We start from the raw sequence: 15,918 nt of genomic DNA, 5'->3' as shown, positions 1-15,918 counted from the left end.
GAGATCACTCTGCCTGACCATATTTTTCCAGTAAAGCCTCGGCGATCGCTAAGCTTTCGGCGTCAGCTACGCCGTCCCACTTCGCCGGGCGAAAATGCATTTGAAATGCCATGATGACCCGCTTTTGTTGCAGCGGTGTCATATACGATTTGACGTCATACCCGTAACGCGCCAGCAGGTCGAGCAGTGCCGCGTTGCTGACCCGCGTGTACTCCGCGCGGCCATTGAGGTAAAAAGCCACCCGCGCCGGATCGGGCCAGGCGCCAATCCCCTGCGCGGCTAGCACCTGCCAGGGAAACTGCGGGCCGGGATCGTCTTTGCGCTGCGGGGCGATGTCCGCATGCGCCACCACATTCTGCGGCGGGATGTTGTAACGCGCGACGATATCTTTTACCAGCGGAATCAACGCATTAATTTGTGCCTGCGCAAAAGGAACGAAGGTTTTGCCGCCCGACGTCTTCTCCCAGCCGCGGTTTTCCAGCTCAATGCCGATTGAAGTGTCGTTAATGCGCGTCGAGCCACGCCAGAAGCTGGCCCCCGCATGCCACGCCAGTTTCTGCTCCGGCACCAGCTGCCAGATGCGCGGTTTACCCTTATCGCGCGGCGGATTGGCCGGGATTAAGTAGTGCGAACTGACATCTTTGCCGAGCAGTGTAGTCAACGAGACATCAAAATCATCTGCCGTATAATGGATCACCAGCACCTTGATGCGGGGATAAGCCGCTTGCGCCTGATAACGGGTCACCAGTTGATAGCCAGGTTTCTCAATAACGCCTTTGTTGTCATCTTTTTTATCACTGGCACAGCCTGCCAGTATCAGCGCCAGTAGCACTATTCCCCACGTTTTCATGCTTCTCCTTTTAACCATCAATGCGTTACCAGACACATTATGAGAGCAATACACTATTCTTGAAAGGTTGCGACTTCTGAACAGAAATAAGGAAATCATTATGCGCTATTCAGTTTTGACTCTTGTTATGCCGTGCGCGCTGCTGTTAAGCGCTTGTACCACCGTTGAGCCCGCTTTCAAAGATACCGGCGCACGCGTCGGTGCCTGCGTTGAAGGCGGCCCAGATAGTGTGGCACAGCAATTCTATGACTACCGCATTGAACATCCGGGCGCTAACTGGTCTTCGCTGCGTCCTTACCTGAGTGACGATCTGAGCAAAATGCTTACTGCCGCCAGCCGCGACGCGCGCAATAACGTGCTGCTGAAGGGCGATCCCTTCTCCAGCCGTAACCTGGCACCGGAGAAAGCCGATGTCGTCAGCGCTTCTACCATCCCTAACAGCGACGCGCGTAATATCCCGCTGCGCGTGACCTTAACCAAAGGCGATCAGCGCTGGCAGGACGAGGTGCTGATGATCCGCGAAGGCCAGTGCTGGACGGTTGATGATGTGCGCTACCTCGGCGGCACGGTGCATGCCCCGGCCGGCACGCTGCGCCAGTCGGTTGAACACCGGTAAGTATTGACTAAACCCATCAATAACCCCCGTAAAATGTCTGGCATTCTGTGAGGAATGCCGACATTTATGCCTGGTTCCCACGTCGACCAGTGATATGTGCTAACTTTATGTAGAAACCTGGTTTATTTTTAAGTTTTAACGCACAAATATTGCATAACTATTCTGTCAACGTTACTATTTGCGGCCTCAATTGCTATCAGACTGCTTCGATGAGTATTAAATTAAACAGCATCAATTGCTTCTACGGCGCACACCAGGCGCTGTTCGATATCACACTGGAGTGCCCGCAGGGTGAAACGCTGGTGCTGCTCGGCCCAAGCGGCGCGGGGAAAAGTTCGCTGCTGCGCGTGCTGAACCTGCTCGAAATGCCGCGCTCTGGCCAGCTGACCATCGCAGGCAATCATTTCGATTTCGCCAAAACCCCTTCTGATAAAGCGATTCGCGAATTGCGCCAGAATGTGGGCATGGTGTTCCAGCAATATAATCTTTGGCCGCACCTCACCGTGCAGCAGAACCTGATTGAAGCGCCGTGCCGCGTGCTCGGATTACGCAAAGATGAGGCGCTGGCGCGCGCCGAGAAGCTGCTCGAGCGTTTACGCCTGAAGCCCTACAGCGATCGCTATCCGCTGCACCTTTCCGGCGGCCAGCAGCAACGCGTGGCGATTGCCCGCGCGCTGATGATGGAGCCGCAGGTGCTGCTGTTTGATGAGCCAACCGCCGCGCTCGATCCAGAGATCACCGCACAGATCGTCAGCATCATTCGCGAGCTGTCGCAAACCGGTATTACGCAAGTTATCGTGACCCACGAAGTGGAAGTGGCGCGCAAGACGGCCAGTCGCGTGGTGTATATGGAAAATGGTCACATTGTTGAGCAAGGGGATGCGGGCTGCTTTGCCGCGCCGCAGACCGACGCGTTTAAATACTACCTATCTCACTGAAGACTCGGGAATAATGACAATGAAAAAATTACTGATCGCCGCACTTGTTGCCAGCATCAGCCTTAGCGCTACAGCAGCCCAGACCATCCGTTTCGCCACCGAAGCGAGCTACCCTCCGTTTGAATCGACCGACGCCAATAACAAAATCGTCGGTTTCGATGTCGATCTGGCGAACGCCCTGTGTAAAGAGATCGACGCCACCTGTACTTTCACCAACCAGGCTTTTGACAGCCTGATCCCAAGCCTGAAATTCCGCCGCTTCGACGCGGTAATGGCCGGGATGGATATCACGCCGGAGCGTGAAAAACAGGTGCTGTTCACCACCCCGTATTACGACAACTCTGCGCTCTTCGTCGGCCAGAAGGGTAAATTCACCGGCATCGACCAGCTGAAAGGCAAGCGTGTCGGCGTGCAGAACGGCACCACGCACCAGAAATTCATCACCGATAAGCACCCGGAAATCACCACCGTGCCTTACGACAGCTACCAGAACGCGCGTCTGGATCTGCAAAATGGCCGTATTGATGCCGTGTTCGGCGACACGGCGGTAGTGACAGAGTGGCTGAAGTCTGACGCTAAACTGGCCGCCGTTGGCGATAAAGTGACCGACAAAGATTACTTCGGCACCGGCCTCGGTATCGCGGTACGCCAGGGTAACACCGAGCTGCAGCAGAAATTTAACGCCGCGCTGGAAAAAGTGAAGAAAGATGGGACTTACCAGACCATCTACAGCAAATGGTTCCAGAAGTAATACTGAATGAATGAAATGTTTCCATTAGCAAGCGCCGCCGGGATGACCGTCGGCCTTGCCGTCTGCGCGCTGATCATCGGCCTGGTGCTGGCGATGATCTTTGCCGTCTGGGAGTCGGTCAAATGGCGACCGATTGCCTGGATCGGCACCGCGCTGGTGACGATTTTACGCGGCCTGCCAGAGATTCTGGTGGTGCTGTTTATCTATTTCGGCGCCTCACAGCTGCTGCTGCTGCTGTCGGACGGCTTTACCCTCAACCTCGGCATTGTGCAGATCCCGGTACAGATGCAGATTGAGAATTTCGACGTCAGCCCGTTCCTCTGCGGCGTGATTGCCCTCTCCCTGCTCTACGCGGCTTATGCCTCGCAAACCCTGCGCGGTGCGTTAAAAGCGGTGCCGGAGGGACAGCGCGAGTCAGGCCAGGCGCTGGGCTTATCGAAAGGGGCGATTTTCTTTCGCCTGGTGATGCCGCAGATGTGGCGTCACGCGCTGCCGGGGCTGGGTAATCAGTGGCTGGTGCTGCTGAAAGATACCGCGCTGGTGTCGCTGATAAGCGTTAACGATCTGATGCTGCAAACCAAAAGTATTGCCACCCGCACCCAGGAGCCGTTTACCTGGTATATCGTGGCGGCGGCGATCTATCTGGTGATCACCCTGCTCAGCCAGTGGGTGCTGAAACGCATCGATCTGCGCGCGACGCGCTTTGAACGGAGGCCGGGATAATGCTTGAGTTTATGCCCGAGCTGTTCAAGGGGCTGCATACCAGCCTGACGCTGACGGTAGCCTCGCTGATTGTCGCGCTGGTGCTTTCACTGCTCTTCACTATCGTGCTGACGCTGAAAACGCCGGTGCTGACGCAGATTGTCCGCGCCTATATCACGCTCTTTACCGGCACGCCGCTGCTGGTGCAGATCTTCCTGATCTACTACGGGCCGGGGCAGTTCCCGTCATTGCAGAACTATCCGGCGATCTGGCGTCTGCTCTCTGAGCCGTGGCTCTGCGCGCTTATTGCGCTGTCACTTAACAGCGCGGCCTATACCACGCAGCTCTTCTACGGTGCTATTCGCGCCATCCCGGATGGGCAGTGGCAATCCTGCGGCGCGCTGGGGATGAGTAAGAAAGATACGCTGGCGATCCTGCTGCCCTACGCCTTTAAACGTGCGCTCTCCTCCTACTCGAACGAAGTGGTGCTGGTATTTAAAAGTACCTCGCTGGCCTACACCATTACCTTGATGGAAGTGATGGGTCACGGGCAACTGCTGTATGGACGCACCTACGATGTGACGGTGTTTGGCGCAGCCGGCTTAATCTATCTGGTGGTTAATGGCCTGCTGACGCTGATGATGCGCCTGATTGAACGCAAAGCGCTGGCCTTTGAGCGGCGCAACTAAACTGCATAGGTAATCTGTAGAGGCGAGCTAATGACCCCATTACTCGCCTTTATTTTTATCTTCAATAAAATAAATAAGCATTATAGTTGCATATAAATTCATACACTGGCATTGTTAATCCCATGCCTCCGGGTAACAACAATAAGATAGACAGACAGGAGTTTACTGATGAAAAAAATGATACTGGCCGCTCTTCTCGCTACCGTTTCTGCAGGGAGCTTTGCGGCCGATAAGATCAGCTTCGGCGTGTCGGCGACCTATCCCCCGTTTGAATCCCTGGATGCGGGCAATAAGATTGTCGGTTTCGATATCGATCTGGCGAATGCGCTCTGCAAACAGATGCAGGCCAACTGCACCTTTACCAACCACGCCTTTGACAGCCTGATCCCGGCGCTGAAATTTAAGAAGTATGATGCGGTGATCTCCGGGATGGACATTACTCCGGAGCGTAGCAAACAGGTGGCGTTTACCGACCCCTACTACGCCAACTCCGCGCTGGTGATCGCCAAAAAAGATGCCTTTAAATCCTTCGACGATCTGAAGGGCAAACGCATCGGTATGGAAAATGGCACCACCCATCAAAAATATTTGCAGGATAAGCACCCGGAAGTGACCACCGTGGCGTATGACAGCTACCAGAATGCGATTATCGACCTGAAAAATGGCCGTATCGACGGGGTGTTTGGTGATACCGCGGTGGTGAATGAGTGGCTGAAAACCAACCCGCAGCTGGGTGTAGCCACGCCGAAAGTGACCGACCCGCAATATTTCGGCACCGGTCTTGGCATTGCCGTGCGCCCGGATAACAAAGCGCTGCTTGAGAAGCTCAACGCTGCACTGAAAGCGATTAAAGCCGACGGCACTTACCAGAAAATCAGCGACCAGTGGTTCCCGCAGTAAGCCGTTCTTTGTAGGCCGGATAAGGCGCTAGCCGCCATCCGGCAATTACATCCCACACCAATACCAGATGGCGCGCTTTTGTAGGCCGGATAAGGCGCAGCCGCCATCCGGCAGTTACATCCCACACCAATGCCAGATGGCGCGCTTTTGTAGGCCGGATAAGGCGGAGCCGCCATCCGGCAATTAACTCGGCACAAATGCCCGATGGCGCTGCGCTTATCGGGCCTACGGGTTTTACGTTTAACGCCGTGCGCCCGAGGTGGCGACCGGCGTTTCGACGCGCTCCATCGCTATCGGGATGCTTTTATACGCCGGGATACCGCTTTTGGTGTCGTGGCTGTCCAGCGGCACCAGAATATTGGCCTCCGGGTAATAGGCCCCTACCGAGCCGGGTGCCATATCGATCACCACAACCGTCAGGTTATCCATGCGTCGCGAGGTGGGGTTCCCTTCGGGATCGAGCGCCACCACATTCACCTGATCGCCGACGCGCAACTCGCGTCGCTCCGCCTCATCGGCATTGATAAACAGCACATCCCGCCGCCCGGTCACGCCGCGATAACGGTCATTCAGCCCGTAAAGCGTGGTGTTGTACTGATCGTGGCTGCGTAAGGTAGTAAGCACAAGGTCGTGGCACTTGAGCGAGCGCGGATCCTCATTAATCCCCTGCATCACTTTAAACTCGGCAAAGCCCGACGGTGTATTCCACTCCCGCTCGGAGGCGGCATTACGCAGGCGGAAGCCGCCCGGTTGTTTCACCCGTTCATTGAAATTAGCAAACGCCGGGAAGACCGCTTCGATGGCGTCGCGAATATTGCTGTAGTCGTTAATCATCCGGTCCCAGTTCACCACCGTCTGCGGCAGCGTCGCTTTCGCAAGGGCCGCCACCAGCGCCGGTTCCGACTTCAGATGTGGAGAGGCCGGGTTTAACGATCCGCGTGAGGCGTGCACCATCGACATTGAATCCTCCACCGTTACGCTCTGCGCCCCGGATAACTGCTCATCGGTTTCGGTCCGCCCAATCACCGGGAAGAGGTAGTTGTGTTTGCCGAGCAGCAGATGGGAGCGGTTCAGTTTGGTCGCCATATGCACCACCAGATCGAGCTTGCGCATCGCCGGGAAGGTGACTTGCGGATCGGAGATCGCCTCAGCCAGATTACCGCCCAGGCAGAGCAGCGCATTCACTTTGCCGTCGCGCATCGCCTGAATGGCAGCCACCGCGCCGTGCCCATGCTCACGCGGCGGTTTAAAACCAAACACCCGTTCGAGGTTATCGAGAAACCCGGCAGAGGGAATTTCAGTGATGCCAACGGTGCGGTCGCCCTGCACATTGGAGTGGCCGCGCAGTGGGCAGATGCCGGCCCCTTTTTTGCCAATATTGCCGCGCAGCAGCAGCAGGTTGGCAATCTGCTGCACGTTTTGCGTGCCGTACTGATGCTGGGTGATGCCCATGCCGTAGCAGATAATGGTGCGTTCAGACTCGGCGTAGAGCCGGGCGATATTCTGGATCTCCTCGCGCTCCATACCGGAGACTTTCAGGATATGGTCCCAGTCGGTGGCGTCGAGATCGGCTTTCAGCTCCGCAAAACCCTGCGTGTGCTGGCGGATAAACACCTCATCGATTACGCCCGGTTCACCGTTCGCCAGCGCCTGCTCGTGCATCGACAGCAGGATCTTCATGACGCCTTTCAGCATCGCCGCATCACCGCCGACGCGCACTTTGTAGTAGGTCGAGGCGAGTTTGGTTGAGCTAAGGGCCAGCATCTCTATCGGGCTTTGCGGTGAGGTAAAGCGCTCAAGGCCGCGCTCGCGCAGCGGGTTGATGGCGACGATGGTCGCGCCGCGTTTTGAGACTTCCCGCAGCGTCCCGAGCATACGCGGATGGTTAGTGCCAGGGTTATGACCGATGCAAAGCACCAGGTCGCAGTGGTCAAAATCTTCCAGTTCGACGGTGCCTTTACCAACGCCAATTGACTCCGGCAGCCCGACGCTGGTCGGCTCATGACACATATTCGAGCAGTCGGGGAAGTTGTTGGTGCCATATTCGCGGGCAAAGAGTTGCCAGAGGAACGCTGCTTCGTTAGAGGCACGCCCGGAGGTGTAAAACTCAACGCTATTTGGGTCGTCATAGCTTTGCAGCAGCGCGCCAATCTCCTGAAATGCGGTCTCCCACTCAATCGCCTGATAGGTGTCGCTCTCAGCGTCATATTTCATCGGGTGAGTTAAGCGCCCCTCGCCTTCCAGCTCAAAAGCATTGCGCTGCCACAGTTCGCTGACGGTGTGCGCCGCGAAAAATTCCGGCGTCGCGCGCTTGCTGGTCGCCTCCCACGAGACGGCTTTAGCACCGTTTTCACAAAATTCGAATGAGGAGGTGTGCTGCGGATCTGGCCACGCGCAGCCGGGGCAGTCAAAGCCCTGCGGCTGGTTGACTTTAAATAGCGCAATCACATCCTGCTTGACGGACATCTGCCCACGCAGCGCATCGGCCACCGCTTTTAACGCGCCCCAGCCACCTGCCGAGCCGCCGTATGGCGCGATCCCTACCGTTGATTGTTTCTGCTCTTTCATATTGCCCCACACTGTTCGCGTCTCTTTTGGCTTAAGCCTGGTACAAAAAACGCGCCTGTGGGGCAAAAAAGTCAGTATTTCGTCGCGCCAAATGGCGTTTAAGCGGGAGAATTAACGCCTGATAAGCAGGGTAAGCACTTCGTAATGGGCAGTATGGGGAAACATATCAAACAGTTGCACGCGCGCAACGCGGTAATCCGCCAGCGCGGCGAAATCCTTCGCCATCGTCTGCGCATTACAGCTGGAGTAGATGATCCACGGCGGCGCCATGCGGCTCAGGTAGTCACACAGCTCTGCGCCAATGCCGCGGCGCGGCGGGTTGACCAGCACCAGATCCGGCACCGACTCCTGCGCGGTGGCGAAACGGGTTGAATCGAGCGCCTGGAAGTGGAGATTGTGCAGACCCAGCGCCTCGGCGGATTGCGTCGCACAGGCGATCGCTTCCGGCGCGATCTCAATTCCGGTCAGCTTCATCTCCGGCGTGGCACAGTGCAGGCCAAAGCCGCCAACACCGCAGAAGAGATCCCACATATGGTTAACCGGAACCTGGCGCACCCAGTCCCGCGCCGTGGCGTAGAGCTGGCTGGCGACCGCTGGGTTGGTCTGGAAAAAGCTCTGCGGGCGAATAGCGAGCGGCACGCCGTTGAAGTTCTCCGCCAGCGCCTGCTGGTCGGTAAGAAAGATCTCCCTCTCCCCTTCCATGATCGCCATATGCACCGGCTGAATATTTACCGAGATCACCTTTAGCTGCGGCAGCTGCGCCTGTAACGCTGGCAGCGCGGCGCGCAGCTGCTCAATTTTCGCCTCTGAGCGCAGTACAAAACGCAGCATCATGCCGCCGTCGAGCTGGCTCTCGGTCAATAAGAGGTATTTCAGTTCACCACGTTTGCGCGCCACGTTATAGGGCGTTAACCCGGCGCGGGCGATAAAGGGTTTCAGAGCGGCAAATACCGGGGCGAAGGTCTCCGGGTAGAGCGGGCACGCGGTGAGGTCTTCCGGCGTCCCGTCGCGGTGCAGCATGCCGAGCAGCGGTTTTTCAACGCTGCCGCTGACCACCATTTTGGCTTTATTACGAAAGCCCTGCTCCGGGCCGCTCAGCGGCTCGCACCATGACTCCACCGCAAAGGGGGCGAGCAATGCGCGTAGATGATCCATCTTGGCGGAGAGTTGCAACGGGAGCGGCTGGTCGATCCACTCACAGGAGCGGCAGCGACCGGCGTCGAAGAGAGCGCACTGCATAGATAAAGCCTTTCAATTTGCGGGGGCAGGATTGTACCACCGTTATTGCAGGCGGAAAAAGCGTCGGCTCGGCGTCGGTACAAAGAGCAGGAACAGCACCAGCAGATCGGGGAGCTTTTGCATTATCAGGGAGTGGAAGATCTCACGGCGCGAACTGCCGGCGATGCTGAAGAGTTCCGGGTAGCCATAGCCCAGTGACGCGGCCCAGAGGTAGGCGGTCGAGGTGAGTTGCGTTACCAGATAGAGCCAGCGCGCCCAGCGCCGCCCCTTTATCACCGAGAAGGCGCAGAGGATCTCGACAAAGACCAGCATCAGGCTGCCAAGGAAGATCAGCGTCAGGCTCCAGGTCTGGGCGCTGCGGTGCACGAAGTCGAGCAGCCCGCGCCAGCCGAGCAGGTTCATGATCATCAGCACGTCGACACAGCGAATGGTAATGATGGCGATAGCCGCCACCTGAACCAACGCCGGTATATTTGGCGTCGCGTGGTGCGTGGTTTTGTTGAAGAACCCCAATCCCATGATTTCCCTGTGAAAAATGCCGCGCAAGCGCGGCATCAACGACACAATTTCCAGATTCTAATGAGTTCAGCCCTGTCTTGCACGCTGGATATCACGCTGGCGCTGTTTTTCCGTTCTCGCCATCAGGAACCAGGCGATAAGACCGACAATTCCCACCACGCCGAGAATAATCGATGCCAGCGCGTTGATCTCCGGGTTGACTCCCATCCGCACGCTGGAGAAGACCAGCATTGGCAGCGTAGTGGCACCAGGACCGGAGACAAAACTGGCGATCACCAAGTCATCCAGTGACAGGGTAAAGGCCAGCAGCCAACCGGAGACAATCGCTGGCATAATCATCGGCAGCGTAATCACAAAGAAGACCTTCAGCGGCGTAGCGCCAAGATCCATTGCCGCCTCTTCAATCGAGCGATCCAGCTCGCGCAGCCGCGAGGAGATCACTACTGCCACATAAGCGGTACAGAAAGTCACGTGCGCCAGCCAGATGGTGAGCATGCCGCGATCCGCTGGCCAGCCGATGGCGTGCGCCAGCGCGACAAACAGCAGCAGCAGCGACAGGCCGGTGATCACATCCGGCATTACCAGCGGCGCGGTGATCATAAAGGCGAAGCCGTTCGCGCCGCGAAAGCGCCCAAAGCGCACCATCACTACTGCCGCAATCGTGCCTAAAATCACCGCCATCGTCGCCGCGCAGGCGGCAATCGTCAGGCTTAAGCCTACCGCGCTCATCATCGCATCATCGTGGAACAACTCGCTATACCAGCGCGTTGACCACCCTGCCCACACCGTCACCAGTTTTGAGCTGTTAAAAGAGTAGACCACCAGCATCAACATGGGGGCATAAAGGAAGGTGAAACCTATCACCAGGATCAGGATGCGCCAGGGCGAGCGCACTACCGGTAAATTGCTCATGCCTTCTCCCCCGTCTGTTTCTGCTGATGCTTGTGGAACCACATGATCGGCACAATCAACAGCAGCAGCATGATCACCGCCACCGCCGAGGCCACCGGCCAGTCGCGGTTATTAAAGAACTCCTGCCACAGCACGCGGCCAATCATAATGCTGTCCGGCCCGCCGAGCAGCTCCGGGATCACGAACTCACCGACCGCCGGAATAAACACCAGCATCGAACCGGCGATAATTCCCCCTTTGGTCAGCGGCACAATCACGCTGAAGAAGGTTTTCAGCGGACGCGCGCCAAGATCGAGGGAGGCTTCCACCAGCGAGTAGTCAATACGCGTCAGCGCGGTGTAGATCGGCAGCACCATAAAGGGCAGATAGGCATAGACAATGCCGATATAGACCGCGAGATTGGTATGCAGAATAGTCAGCGGCTGATCGATAACCCCCAGCCAGAGCAGAAAGTTATTCAGCACGCCGTTGTTTTTCAGGATCCCCATCCAGGCGTAAACGCGGATCAGAAACGAGGTCCACGACGGCAGAATCACCAGCAGCAGCAGAATATTGCGCGTCGACGGCTTACTGTGCGCCACCGCCCACGCCAGCGGATAGCCGAGAAGCAAGCAGCAGATGGTCGAGATGCCCGCCACCTGCAACGACTGCAAATAGGCTTCGATATAGAGCGGATCGTCGGTCAGTTGCAGGAAATTGCCGAGATTAAGCGTAATCGTCAGTTGCCCGTCGGCCCACTCCAGCAGATCGGTATAGGGTGGGATTTGACGTGCCATCTCCGCGAGGCTGATTTTGAAGACGATCAAAAACGGCAGCAGAAACAGCAGCGTCAGCCAGATATAGGGCAGCGCAATCACCAGCTTGCGCCCGTGGCGCATTTGCAGGCGCGCCAGCCACAGCTTTACACCGCCCGGTTTTGTTACGCGGGCCGGTGGCTCGAGTGTACTCATCGCCGCTCCTTAAACCGTCAGAACCACACAACTGTCGGCATCCCAGCAGAGACGCACTTCATCGCCCCATGTTGGCGCGCCTTTGCGGTAGCGATGCGCGTTTTGCAACTGGGCACTGATCATCTGCCCACTCTGCAACCGCACATGATAAATAGAGAGATCGCCAAGGTAGGCGATATGCACCACTTCGCCGACGGCAAAGTTGTAGCCATCGGCCGGCGGATCGTCGCACAGCATGATCTTCTCCGGGCGCAGCGCCACATAGACCGGCACGTTATCCACCACCGAGGCATCAGGGTCGACTTTCAGCGGATGCACCAGCCCCGGCGACTCAATTACCAGACCATCTTCCTGACGATCCTTCAGCAACCCTTCGAAGACATTGACCGAGCCGATAAACTCGGCGCTGTAGCGGGTAGTCGGATGCTCGTAAATCTCTTCCGGCTCGCCAATCTGCACAAACTTGCCGCGATTCATGATGGCGATACGCCCGGCCATGGTCATTGCCTCTTCCTGATCGTGGGTCACCATCACGCAGGTGACGCCGACGCGCTCAAGAATATCGACCACTTCCAGCTGCATGCGGTCGCGTAGCTTTTTATCCAGCGCGCCCATCGGTTCATCAAGCAGCAGCAGTTTTGGCCGCTTAGCGAGGCTGCGCGCCAGCGCCACGCGCTGACGCTGGCCGCCAGAGAGCTGGTGCGGCTTACGTTTGGCAAACTCGCTCATGTGCACCAGGTGCAGCATTTCGGCGACGCGGCTGGCGATCTCCGCTTTCGGCAGCTTGTCCTGCTTGAGGCCAAAGGCGATATTCTGCTCAACGGTCATGTGCGGGAAGAGCGCGTAGGACTGGAACATCATATTGATCGGGCGCAGGTAGGGCGGCACGTGGGCCAGGTCGACGCCGTCGAGCATAATCTGCCCGTGGGTCGGCTGCTCGAAGCCTGCCAGCATGCGCAGCAGCGTCGATTTACCACAGCCCGATGCGCCGAGCAGGGCAAAGATTTCGCCTTTATAGATAGTCAGGCTGACATCATCCACGGCGTGCTGGCCGTCGAAGGATTTGGTCAGGTTACGGATCTCCAGCAGCGGCGTCAGAACCTTGCGGCTCTTCGCCTGCGGGCGGGGAATAGCGTCATTCACTACGGTGCTCTCCGGCATAAGCATCACCCTGCTTCAACAGGTTGTCATACAGATGACGGGACAGCAGGTGCGCCCGCTGTCCCGTTTTGGGGCGGCTGCACCGGCGCGGTGCAGCGCTTTCACCAGTCAGGTGATTGATTTATTTGCCGCTTTTGACTTTCGTCCAGGCGCGGGTACGTACGCGGTCGATTTTCGGCTCCTGCACTTTCAGCGTGAAGAGCTTGGCGAAGACATCCGGCGGTGGGAAGATTGCCGGGTTGTTACGCACCTCTTCGCTGATCAGCGGCACAGAGGCTTTGTTACCGTTCGCGTAGTAGACGTGGTCGCTGATGTGGGCCATCACGTCCGGACGCATCAGGTAGTTGAGGAACTGGTAGGCTTCATCGGTGTTTTTGGCATCTTTCGGCATGGCGAAGACGTCAAAGAAGGCCAGCGCCCCTTCCTTCGGAATGATGTAGTTGATGTTAACGCCGTTCTTCGCCTCTTTCGCACGGTTAGCCGCCTGCCAGACATCGCCCGCCCAGCCGATGGCTACGCAGATGTCGCCGTTCGCGAGATCGTTAATATATTGCGAAGAGTGGAAGTAACGGATGTTCGGACGCAGCTTCAGCAGCAGATCCGTCGCCGGGCCGGTGTAATCATCCGCTTTGGTGCTGTTGGGATCTTTGCCGAGGTAGTTCAGCACGGTGGCGAAAATCTCTTCCGGCGCATCAAGGAAGGAGACGCCGCAGCTCTTCAGCTTCTCAAGGTTTTCCGGCTTCAGCACCACATCCCAGCTATCGATCGGCACATCTTTGCCGAGCACCGCTTTGACTTTATCGACGTTGTAGCCAATACCGGTGGTCGCCCACAGGTAAGGGAAAGCGTATTTGTTATCCGGGTCGTGCTTCGCGACCATCTTCAACACTTCCGGATCGAGGTTTTTCCAGTTCGGCAGCTTGCTCTTATCGAGCGGCTGGAAGACGCCCGCCGAAAGCTGGCGCTCAAGGAAACTGGCGGACGGCACGACGAGATCAAACCCGGTGCTGCCGGCCATTAATTTGCCTTCCAGCACTTCGTTGGAGTCGAACACGTCGTAAACCACTTTAATGCCGGTCTCTTTCTCAAAATTTGCGACGGTGTCCGGCGCAATATAGTCAGACCAGTTGTACACATGCAGCGTCTTTTGCCCGGCGGCGAGCGTGCCGGCAGAGAGAGCCATTAACGCACCCGCAACAACACCCGATACCCATTTTTTTCTTGAGGCACTCATATCTCATTCCTTCTGGAAAGCTCGTTAAGCTACGAACTAAATCTACGCTTTCTGGGATATGCAAGATTCATGCATAGTTTGTCACTCTGCTCTGCGCCGAAGCGTAAAATCGCTCCGGCAGACGCCGCACGCTTTTTAAAGCAGCGCAAGAATAACTGTAGCCAGGGTTTGAGGCTATAGGGCAGATAAAAAACCGCCTTTTATCAATTTTTTATGCAATAAGTCTCTATGGGATAAGCCAGAAGCGGAGGAATGATGGTGAATCATTCTTTAAAGAAAGGTTAAAAGCAGAATAAAAAATGTGGCAGCGCAACCGCTGTGGTAGTGGCTGCGCTAATTGATGCGGGAATCAGTGGAGAAAATTGTTCGGCTCTTCGTCGCCGGAAAGCGAATCTTCCTCGCCCGGCGTGAAAAGCAGCTGGTGCGCATTGGCTTCCATAATCACCATCGAGACCTGCTCTTCGCTCTGGCGCATAAACCACGCGAACTGCTCAAAGGCGATGCCGGGGCCAATGCTGAGCGTCTGACACACCACCAGCTTCGGCAGATTATCATCCTGCATATCGAGGAACGCTTTGACCGTCAGCGAGCTGGCGTTGATCGCCGAAAGATCTGCCGCCAGCGCCAGCAGCGCAGAGGGTTTCACTTCCGCCATGGCGGTAAAGAGCAGAACATCATTGACCAGGTCAACTTTTGCATCGAACACGCCGTCAAAATTCTGCATATGTGGCAGGTGCAGCGCCTGGCAGGTGTCGCACTCAAAGAAGTTAATGCTGAGTTGATCAAGCCATTGACGAAGCGTGTCCAGACCGGGGACGACCAGTGAATCCATAGAAAACGTGCTCTGTTGGGAAAAAAATTGCCCATAGCTTACGCAAAAAGCCGTGGGCGCACCATGCTCAGGCAGGAAAATCCTCTTAGCCGCCGGTTTTCAGGCAGAATCCCGGCATCGCCTGGCGCTCGATCCAGTGGATCATTCGCCCGGCAATATCCAGCCCGGTGGCTTTTTCGATCCCTTCAAGCCCCGGCGAGGCGTTGACTTCCATTACCAGCGGGCCGCGGTTGGCGCGCAAAATATCGACCCCGGCGACATCCAGCCCGAGCGTGTGCGCCGCTGCCAGCGCGATCTCCCGCTCGCGCTGCGTGATCTCGACCACGGTCGCCTGCCCGCCGCGGTGCAAATTGGAGCGGAAATCCCCCGCTTTCGCCCGCCGCTCAATCGCTGCCACCACTTCGTTGCCGATCACCAGGCAGCGGATGTCGCATCCTTTCGCTTCCGCAATAAACTCCTGCACCAGAATATGGGCGTTGAGGCCGCGAAAGGCGTCAATCACGCTCTCTGCCGCCTGGCGTGTCTCTGCCAGCACCACGCCGATCCCCTGCGTCCCTTCCACCAGTTTCACCACCAGCGGCGCGCCGCCGACCATATCGATCAGATCGCTGGTGTCATCGGGCGAATGCGCAATGCCGGTAACCGGCAGATCGATCCCCTGGCGCGCCAGTAGTTGCAGGGAGCGCAACTTGTCGCGGGCGCGGGTGATGGCGACCGATTCGTTGAGCGGATAGCTGCCGAGGATCTCAAACTGGCGCAGCGCGGCGGTGCCATAAAAGGTGATGGCCGAGCCGATGCGCGGGATCACCGCATCATAATGGGGAAGCTGGCGGCCTTTGTAGTGAATCGAGGAGGCAGCCGGGGTGATGTTCATATAACAGGAGAGCGGATCGAGGATCTCAATCTGGTGCCCGCGCTGCACAGCGGCTTCACGCAGGCGTTTACAGGAGTAAAGCGTTCCATCCCGGGATAATACGGCTATTTTCACCCTGCACCTCGCGCAGAAGACCAGTTAAAAGCCTGCGTATGATACACGCAGCACGGGGCAGGATGAACG

Annotated in this window: 16 protein-coding genes; 6 read left to right on the top strand and 10 right to left on the bottom strand. The window is 57.1% G+C overall.

The window, feature by feature from the left end; translation table 11 throughout:
• Positions 1 to 4: 4 nt before the first annotated feature.
• Entirely contained in the window at positions 5 to 850 is an 846-nt protein-coding gene (locus tag IAE50_RS00410) for an N-acetylmuramoyl-L-alanine amidase (RefSeq protein ID WP_200134003.1), read from the bottom strand.
• A 100-nt stretch (positions 851 to 950) separates the two neighbouring features.
• On the opposite strand from IAE50_RS00410, the gene IAE50_RS00405 reads away from it, so the two are divergent.
• From IAE50_RS00405 to artJ, 6 genes are all read left to right on the top strand, one after another.
• Positions 951 to 1,466 carry a lipoprotein gene (locus tag IAE50_RS00405; RefSeq protein ID WP_200579294.1) on the top strand — a complete coding sequence of 172 codons (516 nt, stop codon included), beginning with the start codon at positions 951 to 953 and terminating at the stop codon, positions 1,464 to 1,466.
• A 209-nt stretch (positions 1,467 to 1,675) separates the two neighbouring features.
• Positions 1,676 to 2,404: an arginine ABC transporter ATP-binding protein ArtP gene (gene artP, locus IAE50_RS00400; RefSeq protein ID WP_023481454.1), complete on the top strand. Its 729-nt coding sequence runs from the start codon at positions 1,676 to 1,678 to the stop codon at positions 2,402 to 2,404.
• A 19-nt stretch (positions 2,405 to 2,423) separates the two neighbouring features.
• Positions 2,424 to 3,155 (top strand): arginine ABC transporter substrate-binding protein ArtI, encoded by a 732-nt coding sequence (artI, locus tag IAE50_RS00395; RefSeq protein ID WP_023481785.1) that lies wholly within the window; start codon positions 2,424 to 2,426, stop codon positions 3,153 to 3,155.
• Positions 3,156 to 3,161: 6 nt separating this feature from the next.
• Positions 3,162 to 3,878, top strand: a complete 717-nt coding sequence (artQ, locus tag IAE50_RS00390) for an arginine ABC transporter permease ArtQ (protein ID WP_200134004.1) — start codon at positions 3,162 to 3,164, stop codon at positions 3,876 to 3,878.
• A complete protein-coding gene (gene artM, locus IAE50_RS00385) occupies positions 3,878 to 4,546 on the top strand; it encodes an arginine ABC transporter permease ArtM (protein ID WP_023481628.1) in 669 nt (222 codons plus the stop codon). Before artQ ends, artM begins: the two co-directional genes overlap by 1 nt.
• 168 nt (positions 4,547 to 4,714) lie before the next feature.
• The gene (artJ, locus tag IAE50_RS00380; protein ID WP_023481799.1) at positions 4,715 to 5,446 is read left to right on the top strand and encodes an arginine ABC transporter substrate-binding protein ArtJ; all 732 of its coding nucleotides are present in this window, start codon (positions 4,715 to 4,717) and stop codon (positions 5,444 to 5,446) included.
• Between the two features lie 240 nt (positions 5,447 to 5,686).
• Here artJ and IAE50_RS00375 read toward each other — a convergent pair whose 3' ends face one another.
• The 9 genes from IAE50_RS00375 to rimK form a co-directional block, all read right to left on the bottom strand.
• Positions 5,687 to 8,014, bottom strand: coding sequence for an FdhF/YdeP family oxidoreductase (locus IAE50_RS00375; RefSeq protein WP_200579293.1), 2,328 nt, complete (start codon positions 8,012 to 8,014; stop codon positions 5,687 to 5,689).
• Between the two features lie 111 nt (positions 8,015 to 8,125).
• Positions 8,126 to 9,253 (bottom strand): 23S rRNA (uracil(747)-C(5))-methyltransferase RlmC, encoded by a 1,128-nt coding sequence (rlmC, locus tag IAE50_RS00370; RefSeq protein ID WP_200579292.1) that lies wholly within the window; start codon positions 9,251 to 9,253, stop codon positions 8,126 to 8,128.
• A gap of 42 nt (positions 9,254 to 9,295) precedes the next feature.
• Positions 9,296 to 9,772, bottom strand: a complete 477-nt coding sequence (locus IAE50_RS00365; RefSeq protein ID WP_232045018.1) for a YbjO family protein — start codon at positions 9,770 to 9,772, stop codon at positions 9,296 to 9,298.
• Between the two features lie 66 nt (positions 9,773 to 9,838).
• Positions 9,839 to 10,684, bottom strand: coding sequence for a putrescine ABC transporter permease PotI (gene potI, locus IAE50_RS00360; protein ID WP_042716478.1), 846 nt, complete (start codon positions 10,682 to 10,684; stop codon positions 9,839 to 9,841).
• Positions 10,681 to 11,634 (bottom strand): putrescine ABC transporter permease PotH, encoded by a 954-nt coding sequence (gene potH / locus IAE50_RS00355; protein WP_023481728.1) that lies wholly within the window; start codon positions 11,632 to 11,634, stop codon positions 10,681 to 10,683. Before potH ends, potI begins: the two co-directional genes overlap by 4 nt.
• A 9-nt stretch (positions 11,635 to 11,643) precedes the next feature.
• Complete coding sequence (potG, locus tag IAE50_RS00350; protein ID WP_023481693.1) at positions 11,644 to 12,777, bottom strand: putrescine ABC transporter ATP-binding subunit PotG; 1,134 nt, start codon at positions 12,775 to 12,777, stop codon at positions 11,644 to 11,646.
• A 139-nt stretch (positions 12,778 to 12,916) separates the two neighbouring features.
• Positions 12,917 to 14,029: a spermidine/putrescine ABC transporter substrate-binding protein PotF gene (gene potF, locus IAE50_RS00345; RefSeq protein ID WP_076769621.1), complete on the bottom strand. Its 1,113-nt coding sequence runs from the start codon at positions 14,027 to 14,029 to the stop codon at positions 12,917 to 12,919.
• Between the two features lie 349 nt (positions 14,030 to 14,378).
• Positions 14,379 to 14,861 carry a YbjN domain-containing protein gene (locus IAE50_RS00340; RefSeq protein WP_200579291.1) on the bottom strand — a complete coding sequence of 161 codons (483 nt, stop codon included), beginning with the start codon at positions 14,859 to 14,861 and terminating at the stop codon, positions 14,379 to 14,381.
• A gap of 85 nt (positions 14,862 to 14,946) precedes the next feature.
• Positions 14,947 to 15,849: a 30S ribosomal protein S6--L-glutamate ligase gene (gene rimK / locus IAE50_RS00335; protein ID WP_200579290.1), complete on the bottom strand. Its 903-nt coding sequence runs from the start codon at positions 15,847 to 15,849 to the stop codon at positions 14,947 to 14,949.
• Positions 15,850 to 15,918: the final 69 nt, after the last annotated feature.

Origin of the sequence: Kosakonia sp. S42 (assembly GCF_016624785.1) — a bacterium.
Taxonomy (GTDB): domain Bacteria; phylum Pseudomonadota; class Gammaproteobacteria; order Enterobacterales; family Enterobacteriaceae; genus Kosakonia; species Kosakonia cowanii.
This window is presented reverse-complemented; position numbering and strand designations above follow the sequence as displayed.